18 protein-coding genes are annotated in these 19,487 nt (G+C 72.4%); 6 read left to right on the top strand and 12 right to left on the bottom strand.

Annotated features, from left to right (window positions below; all coding sequences use genetic code 11):
• Nucleotides 1-87 precede the first annotated feature (87 nt).
• The gene (locus IEZ06_RS19720; protein WP_229798405.1) at nucleotides 88-1,155 is read right to left on the bottom strand and encodes an ABC transporter permease; all 1,068 of its coding nucleotides are present in this window, start codon (nucleotides 1,153-1,155) and stop codon (nucleotides 88-90) included.
• Nucleotides 1,152-2,645, bottom strand: a complete 1,494-nt coding sequence (locus IEZ06_RS19715) for a sugar ABC transporter ATP-binding protein (RefSeq protein ID WP_373293890.1) — start codon at nucleotides 2,643-2,645, stop codon at nucleotides 1,152-1,154. Before IEZ06_RS19715 ends, IEZ06_RS19720 begins: the two co-directional genes overlap by 4 nt.
• 296 nt (nucleotides 2,646-2,941) lie before the next feature.
• On the opposite strand from IEZ06_RS19715, the gene IEZ06_RS19710 reads away from it, so the two are divergent.
• The 3 genes from IEZ06_RS19710 to IEZ06_RS19700 are packed head-to-tail and all read left to right on the top strand — an operon-like array spanning nucleotide 2,942 to nucleotide 4,250.
• On the top strand, nucleotides 2,942-3,394 hold the full coding sequence (locus tag IEZ06_RS19710) for an SRPBCC family protein (RefSeq protein WP_189238177.1): 453 nt from the start codon (nucleotides 2,942-2,944) through the stop codon (nucleotides 3,392-3,394).
• Entirely contained in the window at nucleotides 3,391-3,759 is a 369-nt protein-coding gene (locus IEZ06_RS19705; RefSeq protein ID WP_189238176.1) for an ArsR/SmtB family transcription factor, read from the top strand. Before IEZ06_RS19710 ends, IEZ06_RS19705 begins: the two co-directional genes overlap by 4 nt.
• A gap of 47 nt (nucleotides 3,760-3,806) precedes the next feature.
• Nucleotides 3,807-4,250, top strand: a complete 444-nt coding sequence (locus tag IEZ06_RS19700; RefSeq protein WP_189238175.1) for an SRPBCC family protein — start codon at nucleotides 3,807-3,809, stop codon at nucleotides 4,248-4,250.
• Nucleotides 4,251-4,347: 97 nt separating this feature from the next.
• Here IEZ06_RS19700 and IEZ06_RS19695 read toward each other — a convergent pair whose 3' ends face one another.
• A complete protein-coding gene (locus IEZ06_RS19695; RefSeq protein WP_189238174.1) occupies nucleotides 4,348-5,244 on the bottom strand; it encodes an SDR family oxidoreductase in 897 nt (298 codons plus the stop codon).
• 145 nt (nucleotides 5,245-5,389) lie between these two features.
• Nucleotides 5,390-5,869 (bottom strand): hypothetical protein, encoded by a 480-nt coding sequence (locus IEZ06_RS19690; protein ID WP_189238173.1) that lies wholly within the window; start codon nucleotides 5,867-5,869, stop codon nucleotides 5,390-5,392.
• Nucleotides 5,870-6,176: 307 nt separating this feature from the next.
• Between IEZ06_RS19690 and IEZ06_RS19685 the strand changes: the two genes are divergently transcribed.
• A complete protein-coding gene (locus IEZ06_RS19685; protein WP_189238172.1) occupies nucleotides 6,177-7,298 on the top strand; it encodes a S1 family peptidase in 1,122 nt (373 codons plus the stop codon).
• 42 nt (nucleotides 7,299-7,340) lie between these two features.
• Here IEZ06_RS19685 and IEZ06_RS19680 read toward each other — a convergent pair whose 3' ends face one another.
• The 8 genes from IEZ06_RS19680 to IEZ06_RS19645 all read right to left on the bottom strand — a co-directional run bounded on the left by IEZ06_RS19680 (nucleotide 7,341) and on the right by IEZ06_RS19645 (nucleotide 15,644).
• Nucleotides 7,341-8,723, bottom strand: a complete 1,383-nt coding sequence (locus IEZ06_RS19680; protein WP_189238171.1) for a GAF domain-containing sensor histidine kinase — start codon at nucleotides 8,721-8,723, stop codon at nucleotides 7,341-7,343.
• Nucleotides 8,724-8,905: 182 nt separating this feature from the next.
• Nucleotides 8,906-9,412: a flavin reductase family protein gene (locus IEZ06_RS19675; protein WP_189238170.1), complete on the bottom strand. Its 507-nt coding sequence runs from the start codon at nucleotides 9,410-9,412 to the stop codon at nucleotides 8,906-8,908.
• A complete protein-coding gene (locus tag IEZ06_RS19670; protein ID WP_189238169.1) occupies nucleotides 9,409-9,933 on the bottom strand; it encodes an NADPH-dependent FMN reductase in 525 nt (174 codons plus the stop codon). The genes IEZ06_RS19675 and IEZ06_RS19670 overlap by 4 nt, the downstream gene beginning before the upstream one ends.
• 61 nt (nucleotides 9,934-9,994) lie before the next feature.
• Nucleotides 9,995-11,323, bottom strand: a complete 1,329-nt coding sequence (locus IEZ06_RS19665; RefSeq protein WP_189238168.1) for an LLM class flavin-dependent oxidoreductase — start codon at nucleotides 11,321-11,323, stop codon at nucleotides 9,995-9,997.
• Nucleotides 11,320-12,186 (bottom strand): ABC transporter permease, encoded by an 867-nt coding sequence (locus tag IEZ06_RS19660; RefSeq protein ID WP_189238167.1) that lies wholly within the window; start codon nucleotides 12,184-12,186, stop codon nucleotides 11,320-11,322. The genes IEZ06_RS19665 and IEZ06_RS19660 overlap by 4 nt, the downstream gene beginning before the upstream one ends.
• The gene (locus tag IEZ06_RS19655) at nucleotides 12,179-12,970 is read right to left on the bottom strand and encodes an ABC transporter ATP-binding protein (protein ID WP_373293889.1); all 792 of its coding nucleotides are present in this window, start codon (nucleotides 12,968-12,970) and stop codon (nucleotides 12,179-12,181) included. Before IEZ06_RS19655 ends, IEZ06_RS19660 begins: the two co-directional genes overlap by 8 nt.
• 199 nt (nucleotides 12,971-13,169) lie before the next feature.
• Nucleotides 13,170-14,186, bottom strand: a complete 1,017-nt coding sequence (locus IEZ06_RS19650) for an ABC transporter substrate-binding protein (protein WP_203872028.1) — start codon at nucleotides 14,184-14,186, stop codon at nucleotides 13,170-13,172.
• A gap of 396 nt (nucleotides 14,187-14,582) precedes the next feature.
• Entirely contained in the window at nucleotides 14,583-15,644 is a 1,062-nt protein-coding gene (locus tag IEZ06_RS19645) for an MBL fold metallo-hydrolase (RefSeq protein WP_229798401.1), read from the bottom strand.
• Between the two features lie 104 nt (nucleotides 15,645-15,748).
• Here IEZ06_RS19645 and IEZ06_RS19640 point away from each other — a divergent pair, with 104 nt between their 5' ends.
• Together IEZ06_RS19640 and IEZ06_RS19635 are read left to right on the top strand one after the other, a co-directional pair.
• Nucleotides 15,749-16,645 carry a glutathione S-transferase family protein gene (locus tag IEZ06_RS19640; protein ID WP_189238164.1) on the top strand — a complete coding sequence of 299 codons (897 nt, stop codon included), beginning with the start codon at nucleotides 15,749-15,751 and terminating at the stop codon, nucleotides 16,643-16,645.
• 281 nt (nucleotides 16,646-16,926) lie between these two features.
• A complete protein-coding gene (locus tag IEZ06_RS19635) occupies nucleotides 16,927-19,467 on the top strand; it encodes a glycoside hydrolase family 9 protein (protein WP_189238163.1) in 2,541 nt (846 codons plus the stop codon).
• The last annotated feature ends 20 nt before the right edge of the window (nucleotides 19,468-19,487 follow it).

The raw sequence follows: 19,487 nt of genomic DNA, 5'->3' as shown, positions 1-19,487 counted from the left end.
CGCCCCGGCGGGCCCCTTGCCGTGCGGGGTTCCGGGTGGAGGTGCGCCCCGCGGGCCCCTGACCGGTCCGCGGGGGGCACCGGTCTTTCAGGTGGGCGAGCGCAGGCCGCGCCGCTGGAGCAGCACGGCCACGACGATGATCAATCCCTTGGCGATCAGCTGGTCGCTGGTGTTGAGCCCGTTGAGGATGAAGAGGTTCGTGATCAGCGTGAAGATCAGCAGTCCGAGGATCGAGCCGATGATCGAGCCCCGGCCCCCGGTGAGGAGCGTGCCGCCGATGATGACGGCGGCGATCGCGTCCAGCTCGTACAGGTCGCCGTGGGTGGAGGAGCCGGTGGTGGTCCTGGCCATGATGAGCACGGCGGCGATGCCGCAGCACAGCCCCGACAGCGCGTACAGCAGCATGGTGTGCCTGCGCACGTCGATGCCGGCCAGCCGGGCGGCCTCGGGGTTGCCGCCGACCGCGTAGGTGCGGCGGCCGAAGGTGGTGCGGTTGAGCAGCAGCCAGCCCGCGGCGACCACCAGCGCGAAGACGTAGACCAGCAGCGGCAGGCCGAGCACCCGGGTCGTGGACAGCTCCACGATCGCCTCGTTGCCCTGCTGGACCAGCTGGGTCCGCCGGTCCGACATGCGCTGGGCCAGGCCCCGGGCCGCGACCAGCATGGCGAGCGTGGCGATGAACGGCACCAGCCGCCCGTAGGCGATGAGCAGCCCGTTGACCAGACCGGCCCCGGTCCCGACCAGGACCGCGCAGACGATCATCACGAACGGTCCGTAGGACTGGGTGGCCAGCGTGGTGGCCCAGACCGAGGCGAGCGCCATGATCGCGCCCACGGACAGGTCGATGCCGCCGCCGATGATCACGAACGTCATGCCGACGGTGATCACGCCGATGGTGGCGGCCAGGGACAGGATGCTGACCAGGTTGGAGGCGGTGGCGAAGTTGTCCGGCCGGGTCACCAGGCCGACCAGCGCCAGCAGCACCAGCGCCGCCACCAGGCCGAGGTGCCGGGCCTCGCCCAGCCGGGCCAGCGGCCCGCCCAGCGCTCCCAGCGGGTTCCGCGGGGCGCCCGGCCCCTGCGCGGGCGTCCCGGCCTGCACCGCCGCACCGCTCTTCGCGTCCTCGCCGGCCCGCGGCCCGCGGGTGTCGGTCACAGTGCGCTCCCTTCCATGATCATGTCGAGGACCCGGCGCTCGTCCAGGTCGCGGGCGTCGGACTCGTGGATGATCCGGCCCTCCCGGACCACCAGCACCCGGTCGGCCAGGCCGAGGACCTCGGGCACCTCGCTGGAGACCAGCAGCACGCCGATCCCGGTGTCGGCCAGCCTCCGGATGACGGCGTACAGCTCCGCGCGGGCGCCGACGTCCACGCCGCGGGTCGGCTCGTCCAGCAGGAGCAGCCGGCGGTCGCCGACCAGCCACCGGGCGAGCACCGCCTTCTGCTGGTTGCCGCCCGACAGCGTCCGGACCGGCCGGTCCGGGTCGGCCGGCCGGATGCCGAGGGTCTCGATCAGCTCCCGCGCCTCCGCGCCCTCGCGGCGGCGGTCGAGCCAGCCGAACCGGGAGTAGCGGCCGAGACCGGCCAGCGTGATGTTGCGGGTGACGCTCTGGTCCAGCAGCAGCGCCTGGGCCTTGCGCTCCTCCGGGGCCAGGCCCATGCCGAGCCGGACGGCGGCCGTCGTGCCGCCGCCGCGCCCCAGGGGGCGCCCGTCCAGCACGACGGCGCCCGAGGCGCGGCGCGCGCCGTACACCGCCTCGACGATCTCCGACCGGCCCGAACCGACCAGTCCGGCCAGGCCCACGATCTCTCCGGCCCGGACCGTGAAGGAGACGTCGGCGAAGAGCCCCGGCGCGGTGAGCCCCTCGACCCTCAGCACCTCGGTCGCGTCCGGGTCCGCTGCGGAGCACGGGCGGCGCGGCGGGAAGACGTACTCGACCGTGCGGCCGGTCATCAGGGAGACGATCTCGGAGGTGGCGGTGGTCCGGGCGGGCAGGCCGACCGCCACCGTCCGGCCGTCCTTCAGGACCGTCACCCGGTCGCCGATCTCCCGGATCTCCTCCAGCCGGTGGGAGATGTAGACGACGGCGACGCCCTGGGAGGTCAGCTCCCGGACGATCCGGAAGAGGTTGTCGACCTCGTCGTGGGCCAGGGCCGCCGAGGGCTCGTCCATGATGATCAGCCGGGTGTCGTGGGAGAGGGCCCGGGCCATGCTGACGACCTGCTTGGCGGCCGGCGAGAGCCGGCCGACCTCGGTGGACGGGCGGATCTCGGGGTGCCCGAGCCGGGCGAGGAGCGCGTGCGCGGCGCGGTTGGCCTCACGGGAGCGGACGAAGCCGAGCCTGGCGCGCTCGTGGCCGAGGAAGACGTTCTCGGCCACGCTGAGGCCGTCGACCAGGTCGAGCTCCTGGTAGATCGTGGAGATGCCGGCCCGGATCGCGGCCGTCGGCGTCGCCAGGCGCGTCTCCTGCCCGCCCAGCGTGATGACGCCCTCGTCGGGCTGGTGCGCCCCGGAGAGGATCTTGATGAGGGTGGACTTGCCCGCGCCGTTCTGGCCCAGCAGGCAGTGCACCTCACCGCGCCGCACCTCCAGGTCGACCCCGTCGAGGGCGCGGACGCCGGGGAACTGCTTGACGATCCCCCGCATCAGCAGCAGAGGGGTGTCTCCGGACACGGGCCCTCCCGTCTCGGAAGCTCCCAACATCCGGGATTCGGAGTTGGTGATGCAGAAGCTAATCCTGTTCCGGCTGCTTGTGAAGACCCTTTTATCGAAAGTCGTCATACTTTCGCTGATTTCAGCAAAAGTAGGAGCACCGGTGGGCGGGGGTCCGGCGGGCCGCCCTTCCTGCCGCACGCCACACGCAACCAGAGGTTGCATCACTGCGGATCGCCCGCTAGCGTGAAGAGCAACCGAAAGTTGCACATCGAGAGGGCGCACAGAGCATGGAGTACGGCAGCATCGAACGCGAGATCCACGTCGACGCCCCGCCCGGGGTGGTCTTCGAGGTCGTCAGCCGCCCCGAGCACATCTCGCAGTGGTGGAGCGACGGCGCCGACGTCGAGGCGACTCCCGGCGCCGTCGGCGAGCTCGTCTGGGGCGACAGGACGGACGTCCTCCCGATCACCGTGGTGGACGCCGAGCCGCCCCGGCGCTTCTCGTTCCGCTGGTGCTATCCCGACGGCGAGGCCGACGCCTCCGCCGCCTCCCTGCTGATCACCTTCGAGCTCACCCCGTCGGGCGCGGGCACCAGGCTCCGGCTCACCGAGACCGGGTTCCGGGAGATGGGCTGGGAGGCCGCCAAGCTGGCGGAGCGGTACCGCGATCACGTCTCCGGCTGGGACCTCTTCGTCCCCCGCCTCGGGGAGTACGCCGCGCGGCTGGTGTCGGCCCCGTGACCGCCGCCGTCGACGACGACCTGTGGTCCGCGGTCGGGGACCCGACCCGTCGGCGGATGCTCGACCTCCTCCTGGCGGACGGCAGCGGCACCGCCACCAGCCTCAGCGAGCGGCTGCCCGTGACACGCCAGGCCGTCGCGAAGCACCTCGGCGTGCTCGACCGCGTCGGCCTGGTGCACGCGTCACCCGCCGGGCGGGAGAGGAGATACCGGGTGGACGAGGCGCAACTCGCCCGCGCGGTCGCCCAGCTGTCCTCGGTGGGGGCGGCCTGGGACGCCAGGCTCCAGCGCATCAAGCGGATCGCCGAGGCGATCCGGCAGGGCGAGGGCCCGCGCGGTGAGAGCCCGCCCGGCGCACAGCGGTGAATCCACCGGACCCGGACGAGAACCGACATCGGAAAGAGGGATCGAAAATGGCGGACATCCTGCACAGGGTGGGGATCGAATCACCGGCGGCCGAGGTCTACACGGCCCTGACCACCGTCGAAGGGCTCACCGGCTGGTGGACGACGGACACGCAGGGCGAGGGCGACGGCCTCGGCGGCGTGCTCTGCTTCCGGTTCGAGGCCGGCGGGTTCGACATGAAGGTCACCGAGCTCCGCCCGGCCGAGCGCGTGCGGTGGGAGGTGATCGACGGACCCGAGGAGTGGATCGGCACGCACGTGGACTGGAACCTCGCTCGGTCCGGCGACCGCACCGTCGTTCTCTTCAAGCACGAGGGCTGGAGGGAGCCGGTGGCGTTCATGCACCACTGCAGCACCAAGTGGGCGACCTACCTGATGAGCCTGAAGTCGCTGGCCGAGACCGGGAAGGGCGCCCCGCACCCCCACGACGTCAAGATCGACGACTGGGACTGACGTCCGGTCCGGGACCGCGGGCCTCGCCCCGGACCACCGGGGCGAGGCGCCGAGGCGTCGAAGCGTCGAAGCGTCGAGGCGTCGAGGCGTCGAGGCGTCAGAGCATGGCCTTCAACGACGCACCCGACTGCTGGCCGAGGGTGGTCGGCGTCAGGTAGGGCTGCTCGGCCATGATGGCCTCCCAGTTGTCCCTGATGTCCTCGGCGGTGTGGTCGTCCTGCTTCCAGCCCGGCCCCTCCGCGACGAACACCCGCGCGACCCGGCCGGCGCCGACGCTGAAGACCTCGCCGCTGGTCTCGCAGGACTCGTGCGCCAGGTACGCCACCAGCGGGCTGATCCGCTCCGCGGTGAACCTGGCCTCGAACTCGGCCGGGAGCAGCGACTCGGTCATCCGGGTCCAGGCGATCGGCGCGATCGCGTTGACCCGGATGTTCGCCCGGGCGCCCTCGAGCCCGAGGGTCTTGGTCAGGCCCACCAGGCCCATCTTGGCCGTGGAGTAGTTCGCCTGGCCGAAGCTGCCGAACAGGCCGGACGGCGAGGAGGTGTTGACGATCCGGCCGTAGGCCTGCTCCTTCAGGTGGGAGAAGGCCGCGTGGGTGACCAGGAACGCGCCGCGGAGGTGGACGGCGATGACGGCGTCCCACTCCTCGACGCTCATCTTGCCGAACGACCTGTCCCGCAGGATGCCCGCGTTGTTGACGACGATGTCGACCCGTCCGAAGGCGTCGATCGCGGACTGCACGATCGCCTTGGCGCCCTCCGGGGTGGCGACGTTGTCACCGCTCACGACCGCCTCGCCGCCGTTCTTGGTGATCAGCTCGACCACCTCGGCGGCCGGGCCGGTGGACGCGCCGGTGCCGTCCAGCGCGCCGCCGAGGTCGTTGACGACCACCTTGGCGCCGCGCTCGGCCAGGGACAGCGCGTGCGACCGGCCGAGGCCGTGCCCGGCGCCGGTGACGACCGCGACCCTGCCGTCGAACCGCAGCTCTGACATGAGCAGCCCTCCTACGAGAATAAAGTTCTAGTCGGAGGACAGGATAGCCCGCCCGTCCCCGCGAAGCCACGGCCCCGCCCAGACCCCAGGGGCGGATCCTCGCCCTGGACGCCGACTGCGTGCCGCACATGCCGCCGCCCGCCTCCTACTTCGGCGGCGATCCCAGAGCGCTGAGGTTGGGCCACCAGTCCGGGTGCTCTTCCACCATCTCCCGCAACGCAGGACAGGTGCTCATCACGTCGGAGCAATAGCCGGGCCACGGATCCAGGCCACCGTTCGCCTCGGGAATCTGCCGTGACACGTGCATCCCCGTGTTCAGGACATCGGCGAGCATTTCCGCGGTCACGAGAATCCGGTTCCGGACCTTCCCGCGCCGAGGCGGCGGCTTGGACTCGCGGAAATAGGGATACAGCTCCGGATGGTCGATCAGCAACTGCATGACCTGATGATGTCCGGCGAGGACGAGGTTCAGGTTGGACGTGCCGGCCATCTCGTTGCCGACCTTCGCCTGCTCCGCCACCGCGGCGGTCTGCCGGGCCGCGTACCGGATGGTTTGAATCGCGATGACAAAGGCGAGCCCCGCCATGACGAGTTGGCCCAGGTCCACCATGTCCTCGACTGACAATTGCCCTCCAAAGGGCTCGACAACCGCTCCCGATGATGAACGTACGGCATTCGCAGGCCGTTCCGATCCGCCTTTTCGCGGTGGAGGCGTCCGCGGAGGAGAACGGATTCCGATCCGGTGGTCCCCGGCTGGAGGCACCGGGAGCGGCAAGTGCACGCCCCGTCGTGAGAACAATGCCCGTCACCACACGATCCGTCGTCCGCAGGGCGCCTCACGGCCCCATAACACCGCGATAGGAAGCTTTTGCTACATCACACCGCCCGGGTCCGGGGAATACCTTGACGGCACCCCTCACACAGGAGTGCACATGCTCAGTCAACGCTCCCTGCTGGCCGGGACCGCCCTCGTGGCCCTCTGCCTGGCCGGTACCACGACCACCGCCTCCGCGCAGTCCGGACCCTCCCCCTCCGCGCCGGGGGCCTCGATGCTCGAGGCCCTCCAGCGCGACCTCGGGCTCAGCGAGCAGCAGGCCGTCACCCGGCTGGCCAACGAGGAACGCGCCGCCCGGGCGGACTCCTCCCTGAACTCCTCCCTCGGCGAGGCCTACGCCGGCTCCTGGCTCAACGGGGACGCCTCCCGGCTCACCGTCGCCACCACCGACCCGGCGCAGACCGAGGCGATCAAGGCGCAGGGCGCCCGGCCGCTGGTCGTCACCCGGACGCTGGCCCAGCTCAACGCCGCCAAGGACCGGCTCGACCAGGCTTCCGAGGAGGCCAAGGCCGGGGCCGCCCTGTGGTACGTCGACGTCCCCACCAACAGCGTGGTGATCAAGGCCGCGGACCAGGCCGCGGGTGAGGCGCTCGCCGCCGCCGCGGGCGTGGAGGCCGGCACGGTCCGGGTGGAGGTCTCCGGCGAGCAGCCGCAGCCCTTCATGAACATCATCGGCGGCACGGCCTACTACATCGGCTCCAGCCGGTGCAGCGTCGGCTTCTCCGTCACCCGCGGCAGCACCCCCGGCTTCGTCACCGCCGGGCACTGCGGCAGGGCCGGCGCCAGGACCACCAACCCGACCGGCACCTTCCAGGGCTCCTCGTTCCCCGGCAACGACTACGCGTGGGTCGCCACCCCCGGCCACACCCCCCAGCCGTGGGTGCGGGGCTCGGGCGGCGCCAACGTCATCGTCCGCGGGTCCGCCCAGGCCGTGGTCGGCGCGTCCATCTGCCGCTCCGGCTCGACCACCGGCTGGCGCTGCGGCGTCATCCAGCAGCACAACAGCAGCGTCCGGTACCCGCAGGGCACGGTCAGCGGCCTGACCCGCACCACGGTCTGCGCCCAGCCCGGCGACTCCGGCGGCTCGTTCATCTCCGGCAGCCAGGCCCAGGGCGTGACCTCGGGCGGCTCCGGCAACTGCACCACCGGCGGCACCACTTACCACCAGCCGGTCAACGAGATCCTCTCGGCGTACGGACTGACGCTCCGCGTCGGCTGACCGCGGTCCGGCCGCAGGGCCGGGGAGGACGACACGAGGCCGTCACCGGGTTCCGGTGGCGGCCTCGCCGCCGTCCCCCGCCCGCCCGGAAGCGTCCGGGCCGGAAGCGTCCGGGCCGGAAGCGTCCGGGCCGGAAGCGTCCGGGCCGGAGGAGTCGGAGCCGGAGGAGTCGGAGCCGGAGGAGTCAGGGGAGGACGCCCGATCCGGGCCGGGACCCGTGAACACCGGCAGGGTGAGGCGCACGCGGGTGCCCCTGCCGGGTTCGCTCTCCACCCGCACCTCGCCCCCGTGCAGCCGGAGAACCTTGTCGGCGATGGCCAGGCCCAGCCCGGTGCCGCCGATGGCCCGCTCCTCCGCCTCCGGAGCGCGGTAGAAGTCCTCCAGGACGCGGTCCAGGTCCTCGGGCCGGATGCCGATGCCGGTGTCGCGCACCTCCACGGCGGGCCGCGGATCCGCCGTGACCGCGACGTCGATCGCACCGCCGGGCGGGGTGAACTTGACCGCGTTGTCCAGCACGTGCCGCAGCGCGAGCCGCAGCCGCTCCGCGTCGGCGCGCACCGCCACCCCGCTCCGGGCGTGCACGCGCAGGGTGTGCCGCCGGCGCCGTGCGCCGTCGGCGACGTCGTCCACCGCCCGCCGTACGGTCTCCGCCAGGTCGACCCGGCGCGGCGAGAAGAGGGCGGTTCCGGCGTTGAGGCTGGTCACCAGGAGCAGCTCGTCCAGCAGGCCCAGCAGGCGCTCGTTGTTGCGCTCCATCACCAGCAGGAAGCGGCGCTCGGTGTCCTCGTCCAGGCCGCCCTCCCGCAGGAGCTGCAGGGCGCTGCGGATCGAGGTCATCGGGGTGCGCAGCTCGTGGTTGATGCTGGTCAGGAACCGGTCCTTGAGCCGCTCCAGCTCCGGCGGGCGCGCGGTCCCGGTCCTCCCGGCGTCGCGGGCGCGCCGGTGCAGTTCCAGCATCGTGACGACGCTCCCGGCCAGGATCCCCAGGGTCTCCCGCTGCTCGGCGGTCAGCCGGCGCGGGCGGTGGTCCACCACGCACACGGTGCCCAGGGCGTGCCCCCGGCCGCTGACCAGCGGCATGCCCGCGTAGTAGCGGACGTACGGCTCGCCCTGCGCGACGGCGTTCTCGCGGTAGCGCGGGTCGGCCAGCGTGTCGGGGATCTCCAGCAGCTCCCGCCCGAAGATCGCGTACTGGCAGTAGCCGCTGCTCCGGTCGGCACAGGTCCAGGTGGTGCCCGCCCTGCCCCTGAAGTACTGCCGCTCCCCGTCCAGCAGGTTGACCAGCGCGACCGGGGCCCGGCAAATGTGCGCGGCCAGCGTGGCGACGGCGTCGAAGTCGGGTTCGAGCGGGGCCTCCAGCGCCCCCAGCTCGTCCAGATCCCGCAGCCGCTCGGCCTCGTCGGGCGGTGTCGGCGTCTCCGCCATCGATCGCGCCTCCCCCGGGCTTCCGGAACCGCCGCCGGGCCGGGGGACCCCGTCCGGCCTCCCCCGGCCGCCGGTTCACAGCCAGGTTATGCCCCGGGCCGCACCGGTGGCCGTCCGGGCCTCCGGCGCGGCCCTCCGGCGGGCCCGCACCCGCCGGAGGGGCTCCGTCGGGTGCGGGGATGTCAGACGTGCGGGGCGAACCGGCCGAACCGGCCCTGGTGGTAGAGGAGCGGACGGTGCTCCACGCCGAGGCGGGCCTCGGTCACGAGGCCGACGACGAGGACGTGGTCGCCGATCTCCGCGGTGGAGTGCGGGGCGCAGACCAGGTGGGCGGAGACGCCGCCCAGCAGGGGGACGCCCAGCGGGCCGGGGCGCCACCGGGTGGGCGGGGCGAAGCGGTCGATACCCCTGCGGGCGAACCGGGAGGCGAGGTCGGCCTGGTCGCCGGCCAGGATGTTGACCGCGAAGTGCCCCGCCTGGCGGAGCCAGGGCCAGGTGGTCGAGGCCCGGTCCACGTAGAAGGAGACCAGCGGCGGCTCCAGGCTCACCGAGGAGAACGAGGTGGCCGTCAGGCCGACCGGCACGCCCTCGGCCTGCGCCGTCACCACCACGACCCCGGCCGCGTGCACGGCCAGCGCCCGGCGGAACCGCTCCGCGTCGACCGCCTGCTCCGGCAGCGTCTCGGTCATCGGGCCACGCTCCGCTCCGCCAGGAGGGCGGCCGTCTGGGGCGCCACCCGGTCGGCCCAGGGGCCGAGGTGCGCGTCCAGGTCGGCCAGCTGCGACTCCAGCAGTGCCAGCCCCGGCGTGGGCACCGCGGCGCCCAGCTCGACCAGGAGCGGCCGCAGGTGCACCTCCACCGCCAGGGAGTGCCGGGCGTCCCCCATCACCAGCAGCGGGAGGGCGACGGTCCCGGCCAGCGCCCCGCCCGGCAGCCGGTCGAGGAACGCCTTGAGCAGCCCGGTGTAGCCGCCCTTGTAGACCGGGCTCGCCACGACCAGCACCTGCGCCTCGGCGACCTGCTCCAGCGCGACCTCCACGCCGGCCGACGCGCCGGGCGCCAGCAGCAGCGGCGCCAGCGCGGACAGGTCGACCACCTCGCCGGGCCCGTCGTGGCCGATGCGCCCGGCCAGCGTCCCGGCGGCGCGGACCGCCGCCTCGTGCGTGCGCGACCCGCTGCGCGGGTTGCCCACCAGGGTCACGACGCTCATCGCTCTCCTCCCGTCTCCCGGTGCGGACCCGCACCCGTGGCCTGCTCGTCCCGCGGCGCGTTCACGAGGCCACCGCGACCTTCCGCGCGTGGCGGGAGGCGGGGCGCTCCAGCCCGTAGTTCTCCCGCAGGGTCCGGCCCTCGTACTCGGTGCGGAACAGGCCGCGGGCCTGCAGCACCGGGACGACGTGGTCGACGAAGTCCTCCAGGCCGCTCGGGAGCAGCGGCGGCATGATGTTGAAGCCGTCGGCCGCGCCGCCCTCGAACCAGGTCTGGATCTCGTCGGCGATCCGCTCCGGGGTCCCGGCCACGACCCGGTGCCCCCGTCCGCCCGCCAGGCGGCCGAGGAGCTGCCGCACCGTCAGCCGCTCCCGGCGGGCGAGGTCGATGACGAGCCTGCGGCGGCTCTGCGCCCCCTCCGTCTCGGCGGAGACCTCGGGCAGCGGCCGGTCCAGCGCGTCCTCCGTCAGCTCGATGCCCACCATGTGGGAGAGCTGGCTGAGGCCGTACGCCGGGATGACGAGCTCCTCCAGCTCCCGTTCCAGGCGGAGCGCCTCCCGCTCGGTGGAGCCGATGATCGGGGAGATGCCGGGCAGGACCAGCAGTTCGTCCTCGTGCCTGCCGTACCGGGCCAGGCGGCCCTTGAGGTCGGCGTAGAACTCCCGGCCCTCGGCGAGGGTCTGCTGGGCGGTGAAGACCGCCTCGGCGAAGCGGGCGGCGAACTCCTTGCCGCCCTCCGACGACCCGGCCTGGACCAGCAGGGGGTGGCCCTGCGGGGGGCGGGAGGTGTTCAGCGGGCCGCGCACCCGGAAGTGGGCGCCGGCGTGGTCGAGGGGGTGGATCCTGCCGGTGTCGGCGTACCGCCCGCTGCGGCGGTCGCCCAGGATCGCGTCGTCCTCCCAGCTGTCCCAGAGCCCGGTGACGACCTCCAGGAACTCCGCCGCCCTGGCGTAGCGCTCGGCGTGCGCGGGGCGTTCGATCCCGAAGTTGTGCGCCTCGGCCTCGCCGGCGGAGGTGACGATGTTCCACCCGGCGCGGCCGCCGCTGATGTGGTCCAGCGAGGCGAACTTGCGGGCCACGTGGAACGGCTCGTTGTAGGTGGTGGAGACGGTCGCGATCAGGCCGACGTGGTCGGTGACGGCGGCCAGCGCGGACAGCAGGGTGAGGGGTTCGAGCCCGCCGAGCGCGTTGTGCCGGACGTCGCCCTGCAGGGCCAGGCCGTCGGCCAGGAAGACCGAGTCGAGCCTGCCCCGCTCGGCGGCCAGGGCGAGCCGCTGGTAGTGCCGGACGTCGGTGAGGTGGGAGGGCTCGGTCCGCGGGTGCCGCCAGGCGGCCTCGTGGTGGCCGACGCCCATCAGGAAGGCGTTCAGGTGCAGCTTGCGGGCGGTCATGAGGTGGTCCTCCACGTCGAGAAGCGGCGCTCCACGGTGACGAGCAGCAGGTTGAACAGCAGGCCGAGCACGGAGATGGTGATGATCCCGGCGTACATGTCGGGGATGCGGAAGCTGAACTGGGCGTCCTGGATGAGGTAGCCGAGTCCGGCCTTGGCCCCCACCATCTCGGCGAACAGCAGCACGAGGATCGAGTAGGCCCCGGCCAGCCGGATGCCGGTGAAGACGGTCGGCACCGCGGCGGGCAGGATGACCTTCTGGAAGAGGCGGAAGGGGCCGAGTCCCATGGACCGGGCCGACTTGACCAGCAGCGGTTCCACGGTCCGCACGCCGCTGATGGTGTTGAGCAGGATCGGCCAGGCGCAGGCGTAGAACACGAAGATGATCTTCGATGGCTCGCCCAGGCCGAAGACCAGGATGAAGACGGGCAGCAGGGCGACGGCCGAGGTGTTGCGGAACAGCTCCAGTACCGGGCTGAGGAAGTCGGCGACCGGCCGGTACCAGCCGATCGCCAGGCCGAGCGGGATGGTCAGCGCGATGGCCAGGGCGAAGCCCGACAGCGACCTGATCAGGGACGCCTGGAAGTGCTCGACGAGCTGCCCGCCGACCAGCAGGTCGTACCAGGCGACCAGGACCTCCGACAGCGGCGGGGCGAACACCCGGTCCACCGCGCCGATCCGGGGCAGCGCCTCCCAGAGCGCGGCCAGCAGGGCCAGGGCCGCGGTCCGGCGCAGCAGCAGCGCCGGCCGCGCCAGCGCCGGGAAGCGCGTCCCGGCGGCGACCCTGAAGAAGTTGGTCGCCCGGTCGTCGGCGGTGGGCGCGTCCCCCCGCGTGGACGCGGGGGCGGCGAGCGTGTCAGCCAATGGTCCGCTCCTGTTCCTGGGCCGCGGCGACCTCGTCGCGCAGCAGGGTCCAGATCTCGTGCCGGTAGGCGCCGAAGCGCGGGTCCGCGCGCAGGTCGCCCTCGCGCGAGTCGAACGCGATGTCGATGACCTTCTTGATCCGGCCCGGCCGGGATGTCATCACCGCGACCCGCTGACCGAGGTAGACGGCCTCGTCGATGCCGTGGGTGATGAACACGATGGTCTTTCCCGTCTTCTCCCAGATGCGCAGCAGCTCCTCCTGGAGCGACTCCCTGGTCTGCGCGTCGAGCGCGGCGAACGGCTCGTCCATCAGCAGCACGCCCGGGTCGAAGGCGAGGCTGCGGGCGATCGCCACCCGCTGGCGCATGCCGCCGGACAGCTCGTGCGGGTAGCGGTGCTCGAACCCGGTCAGCCCGACCAGGTCCAGGTAGTGCCGCGCCCGCTCCCGGCGCTCCTTCTTCGGTACGGCCTTCGCCTCCAGGCCGAACTCGATGTTGGCCAGGGCCGTGCGCCACGGGAAGAGGGCGTACTGCTGGAAGACGATCCCGCGGTCCAGGCCGGGACCGGTGACGGCCCGGCCGTCGATGAGGATCCGGCCGGTGGTCGGGGCGGTGAGGCCGGCGATCAGGTCGAGCAGGGTGGACTTCCCGCAGCCGCTCGGGCCGACCAGGGTGAGGAACTCCCCGTCCCGCACGTCCAGGTCGACGCCGTCGACCGCGGTGAAGGGCCGGTCGGCCCCGCGGATCCGGAAGACCTTGCCGACGCCGCGGACGCCGATCTTCACCTGGACCTCCGCCCGGTCCTCCGCCGGGCTCTCCGCCGCCCGGTCCTCCGCCGGGCTCTCCGCCGCCGGGCTCTCCGCCGCCGGGTTCTCCGCCGGGCCGTGCGTCCGGGTCTCGGTCCGGGTCTCGGTCCGGGTCGGGGTGACGGTCATCGTTCCTCCTGCTGCGCCGTCCGGGCACGCCGCCGGTCGAGGTCCCGGTTCACGAGGTGCTCCCGGGCCTGAAGGGGTTGAACTCGTTGGTGTAGATGTCGGCCGCCTCGACCTGGCCGGGCTTGACGTCGCCCTCGCGCTCCAGCCAGTCGATCCAGGTCCGGAACTCCCTGTCGGCGATCACCCCGCCCTTGCCGGCCACCCCGCTGCTCTTCCAGAAGTCGATGGCCGAGGCGTCCTCGTTCCGCCCGCGCTTGGCGATGATCTCCTTGTACTTGGCGACCACCTCCTCCCTCGGGCGCGACTGCGTCCACTCGACCGCCCTGGCGAAGGCGTCCACGAACTTCTTCGTGGTCTTCGGGTTCTCCTCGATGAAGTCCTCGCGGAGCACGAAGCTGCCCGCGGTGAACGGCCCGAAGAGGTCGACGTCGGTGTAGAGCGGGTGGATCCCGCCGCGCGAGAGCGCCTTGTCGCGGAGGATGCCGCTGAGCGAGGCGACGTCGATCTGCTTCTGCCGCAGCGCCTGCTCGGTGTTGACCGGCGGCACGACGACCAGCTCGACCTTGTCGACCTCCTCCGGGGTGAGGCCGCCCCGCTTGAGGTACTCCTTGGTGACGGCCTCGCTGTGCGCGCCGAGGGTGTTGACGCCGATCTTCTTGCCGATCAGGTCGCGCGGTGTCGTGACGGGACTGCCGTCCAGCACGTAGAAGCCGGTGTAGGCCTCCTTGTCGACGCCGTAGTAGCCGACCACCGCCTTGACCCGGGCGCCGCTCGCCCGGAGCTTGACGATCGCGCCGTTGAAGGCGCCGCCGGCGTCGACCTGGCCGGTCGCGGTCGCCTGGATGTCCTGCGGGCCGGAGATCGTGTTGCCGACCCACTTCAGTCTGAGGTCTCCGAGGTAGCCCAGGCTCTCGGCGAGCTCGGGGTAGGTGACCTGGCCGACCCAGCCCTGGTAGCGGATCTCGGTCACCTCGCCGCCACTCCCGGTGGCCCCGGAGGCGGCGGAGCAGGCGGTCAGGGAGCCGGCCAGCAGTACGGAGAGGAGGACGTGCCTGGTTCTGATCACGGGGATTCGGTCCTTGCGGAATCTGGGCATGCTCGCGCCGGGCGGTGCACGCCGGAGGGCTCACGTCATGAGGGAGGGCACGGGCAGCGGCGGCCGTGCCGGGGACGGGACTCGCGTCAGCTCGTGATCACAGACACTGGGCGCTGGCGACGCGGCAGAAGTCCACGTGTGCGCACCGGGTCAGGTAAAGGCCCATGCCCATGAAGGTACGCACCCCGGAGCACTAAGTCAACATTTCCTACTTGCTTTGCATGAAAATAGGCGGGCGAGCCCCCGCGGGGGCCGCCGCCGGGGATCGCCGCGGAGGTCCGCGGAAAGCCCCGGGCCCGGGACGGGGAGCGAGCGGCTACGGGCCGAGCTCGACCGGCTCGACGACCGCCCGGGACGGGGAGCGGATCAGGCGGGGTACCAGAGCTCGGGCTCGTCCGGGCCGCCGGAGACGCGGCGCAGGCGGCCCCGCGCCTCCAGCCAGACCAGGTGGGCCAGGGTCTCGTTGTTGGCCGCCCGGCGCATGTGCGGCGGGATGGTCTCCCACGGCCGCGACCAGGTCAGCCGGGTGGCCGCGGCCCAGCAGGTGACGCCCCCGCCGGTCGCGCCGACCAGCGCCTCGATCTCGGCCAGCCGCTCCTCGTGGTGGCCCGTCACGCGGTCGACCCGCTCGGCCAGCTCCAGGAACCGGTACTCGTGCGCGGGCAGCACCTCGTCCACGTCGAGCTTGCGCACCACCGCCAGCGAGTCGAGGTAGTCGGCCAGCGGGTTGGGCACGGACTGCGCGTGCACGGCCACGATCGGAGTGATCTTCGCCAGCACGTGGTCGCCGGAGAACAGCAGCCGCCGCTCCGGCTCGGCGAAGCACAGGTGCCCCGGCGAGTGGCCGGGCGTCCAGATCGCGCGCAGGTCCCAGCCGGGCAGGTCGAGGCGGTCGCCGTCCTCGATCAGCCGGTCGGGTCCGGCCATGGTCACGAACTGCCGGATCATCAGCGAGGCGCCGGCCAGCTCGTCCAGGGTCTCCGCGGGCACCCCGGAGCGCTCCAGCAGCGCCCGTTCCTGCTCCACCAGCGCGTCGACGGCCGCGGAGTCGTAGCGGCCGTGGATCAGGCGCGCGTCCGCCGGGTGCAGCCCGATCCAGGCCCCCGACACCTCCCGGATCCGCCCGGCCAGGCCGTAGTGGTCGGGATGGATGTGGGTGACCAGCACCGCCCTGACGTCGGTCATCTCGTATCCGGCGACCTTCAGCCCGGCGGCCAGCGCGCCGTACGCCTCGTCGGTGTTCCAGCCCGCGTCCACGAGCGCCACCCCGCCGGGCAGCTCCAGCGCGTAGACCAGCACGTAGCGCAGGGGGATGGGCAGCGGCACCGGGATCGACCACAGTCCCGGCCGGACCCGCTCCACCTCCGGCAGCGCCTTGCTCCGCCACGCGTCCCGCTGCGCCTCGCTGGCCGGCGTCACCATGGTCATCGCCGATCTCCCTTCGTCGCCCCCGATTGTGCCCGCTGAACCGAATTATGTTCTATGCGGGGCCCCTCGCGGGCGGAAGCCGCAGATCCCGTACGGTCGGAATCATGAAGCTGGAACGTGAGACCTCTGCCGACGGGCGGTTCGTCCGCCAGCCCAACCGCTTCACCGCCCGGATCGAGGAGGGCGGCGAGCACCCGCCCGAGCCCGGCCGCTACCAGATCTACGCCTCCTACGCCTGCCCGTGGGCGCAGCGCGCGCTCATCGTCCGCGAACTGCTCGGCCTCCAGGAGGTGGTCGGGGTGACGATCGTGGACCCGATCAGGGACGAGCGCGGCTGGCGCGTGCCCGGCGGGGACCCGGTCACCGGGGCCGAGTTCCTCTCCGAGCTCTACCTGGCGAGCGACCCCGGCTACCGGGGCCGCTACACCGTGCCCTGCGTCTGGGACCGTACGGCGGAGCGCCTGGTCACCAACGACTACCCGCAGATCACGCTCACCCTGGAGACCGCCTTCGCGCCCTGGCACGCCGAGGGCGCGCCCGACCTCTACCCGGAGCCGCTGCGCGAACGGATCGACGCGCTGAACGACGCCGTCTTCCACGGGCTCAACAACGGCGTCTACAAGGCGGGGTTCGCCACCTCTCAGGAGGCCTACGACGAGGCGGTCACGGGCGTCTTCGCCACGCTCGGCATGCTGGAGGAGCGGCTGTCGGACGGCCGGCCGTACCTGCACGGCGAGGCGCTGACCGAGAGCGACGTGCGGACCTACACCACGCTCGCCCGCTTCGACGCCGTCTACCACTCCCACTTCAAGTGCGCGATCCGCCGCCTGGTCGACCACCCGGCGCTGTGGGCGTACGCGCGCCGCCTGTACGCGATCCCGGCCTTCCGCGACACCACCGACTTCGACCACATCAAGCGGCACTACTACGTGACGCAGACGAACATCAATCCGACCGGGATCGTGCCGCAGGGCCCCGACATCGACTGGACCGCGCCCTGAGCCGCCACCGGACCCCCGCCGGCCGCCGCGTGCCGTACCGGGCCCCGCGTGCCGCACCGCCCGCACCGCCCGCGGCGGCCGGGCGGGTGATGCGGGCGGAGAGCGGCGGCGGGTGCGGTCCATGAAAGTTTCATCGGGCAAAGCGGACATCGGGCCGGTCAGCCGGGAGATCGCGGCGCCGCTCCGTTGACGGGGCGGAAACCGCCTGGAAACAATCGGTGGACTCCACACGTGGGAGCGCTCCCACATGGTCGCGCCACCCTTCCCGAAGGACTCCCCCCGTGATCAGACCCCCCGCCTGGCTCACTCTCTGCCTCTCCACCGCGCTGGCCGCGGTCGCACTGGCGCCGGTCTCCGCGACCGCCGCCGCCGAAGGGCCCGAGCAGATCGTCAACGGCACCTTCGACACCGGTACCGCTCCCTGGTGGAGCACCGCCAACACCACGCTCGAGCTCGACGACGGACGGCTCTGCGCCGACATCCCCGGCGAGACCGCCAACCCGTGGGACGTCATCATCGGCCAGAACGACATCCCCCTGGTCAAGGACGAGACCTACGAGTTCTCGTTCTTCGGCGTCGCGTCCCCCGGCAGGGTCGCCAAGGCCCTGGTCCAGCTCCCGGTGGATCCGTGGACCCAGTTCCTGGCGGTCAACCCCGAGCTGAGCGTGTCCGGCAACGACTACTCGTACACGTTCACCGCGCCCGTGGACCTGCCGAACGCCCAGGTGGCCTTCCAGGTCGGCGGCAGCGCGACCCCCTGGAGGTTCTGCGTGGACAACGTCTCGCTCAAGGGCGGAGCCGAACCCGACGTCTACACCCCCGACACCGGACCCCGCGTCCGGGTGAACATGGTCGGCTACCTGCCGTCCGGCCCGAAGAACGCCACCCTGGTCACCGAGAAGACCGAGGCCGTGGCCTGGAAGCTGGAGCGCGACGGCCAGACGGTCGCCAAGGGCGAGACCGTGCCGCGCGGCGTGGACGCCAGCTCCGGCCAGAACGTGCACTCGATCGACTTCGGCTCGGTCGAGGCCGCCGGCACCGGCTACACGCTCACCGCCGACGGTGAGACCAGCCGCCCGTTCGACATCGCCGCCGGCCTCTACGACGACCTGAAGACCGACGCGCTGAAGTTCTACTACACCCAGCGCAGCGGCATCGAGATCCTCGACGACCTGCGTCCCGGGTACGGCAGGCCCGCCGGCCACCTCGGCGCCGCCCCGAACCAGGGCGACACCCAGGTGCCCTGCCAGGCCGGCGTCTGCGACTACACCCTCGACGTCCGGGGCGGCTGGTACGACGCGGGCGACCACGGCAAGTACGTCGTCAACGGCGGCATCTCCGTCCACCAGATCATGTCCACCTTCGAGCGGGCCAAGGCCGACGGCACGCATGCCGACGGGGACCTGGACATCCCCGAGAGCGGCAACGGCGTGCCGGACATCCTCGACGAGGCCCGCTGGGAGCAGGAGTTCCTGCTCAGCATGCAGGTCCCGGACGGCAGGCCGCACGCCGGGATGGTCCACCACAAGATCCACGACGCGGCCTGGACCGGCCTGCCGCTCCTGCCCCACCTCGACCCGCAGAAGCGCGAGCTGCACCCCGTCTCCACCGCCGCCACCCTCAACCTGGCGGCCACCGCCGCCCAGGCGGCCCGGCTCTTCGCGCCGTACGACGCCGCGTTCGCCGCGCGGAACCTCGCGGCGGCCAAGAAGGCGTGGGCCGCGGCCAAGGCCGACCCGGCCCGCTACGCCGACCCGGCCGACGGCACCGGCGGCGGCGCCTACCCCGACAACGACGTGACCGACGAGTTCTACTGGGCCGCCGCCGAGCTCTACATCACCACCGGCGACAAGGAGTTCAGGGACTTCGTGCTGGCCTCCCCGCACCACACCGCCGACATCTGGCGCGACCGGGGCTTCGACTGGGGCAACACCGCCCAGCTCGGCAGGCTCCAGCTCGCCGCCGTGCCCAACGCCCTGCCCGACCGCGCCCGGGTGCGCGCCTCGGTGCTGGAGGGCGCGGACAAGTACCTGGCGGTGCAGAAGGCCAGCGCGTACGGCCTGCCGTACAACCCGCCGGACTTCGACTGGGGCTCCAACAACCTCGTCCTGAACAACATGGTCGTGATGGCCGTCGCGCACGACATCAGCGGTGAGGCGAAGTACCGCGAGGCCGTGCTGGAGGGCATGGACTACATCCTGGGCCGCAACGCGCTCAACCAGTCCTACGTCACCGGCTACGGCGAGGTCGCCGCCAAGAACCAGCACAGCCGCTGGTACGCCCGCCAGCTCAACCCGGACCTGCCGAACCCGCCGAAGGGCACCCTGTCGGGCGGCCCGAACTCCGCCATCCAGGACCCGGTCGCCCAGGCCAAGCTCCAGGGCTGCAAGCCGCAGTTCTGCTACCTCGACGACATCGAGTCGTGGTCCACCAACGAGCTGACCATCAACTGGAACTCCCCGCTCTCCTGGATCGCCTCCTTCCTCGCCGACCCCGTCCCGACCGGCGACGTCAAGGTGACCTACACCAACCACGGCCAGTGGCCCGACGGGTTCAACACCCAGATCACCATCACCAACACCGGTGACGAGCCGATCGAGGGCTGGACCCTGAAGTGGTCCTTCCTCGGCGGCCAGCAGGTGCGCCGGCACTGGAACGCCGACCTGTCCCAGGACGGCGCGACGGTGACCGCGAAGAACCTGGAGTGGAACCGCGTGATCAAGCCCGGCCGCTCGGTCACCGTCGGCTTCATCGGCGCCGACGCGCCCGGCCCCAACCCCAAGCCGGAGCGCTTCATCCTCAACGGGACCCTCGCCCGGTAGCCCCCCTCCCGCCCGGCGGA

The sequence above is a fragment of the Planomonospora antibiotica genome (assembly GCF_014647955.1).
GTDB classification, from domain to species: domain Bacteria; phylum Actinomycetota; class Actinomycetes; order Streptosporangiales; family Streptosporangiaceae; genus Planomonospora; species Planomonospora parontospora.
Note: the sequence above shows the minus strand (reverse complement) of the source record. Positions and strands in the feature narration are given on the sequence as shown.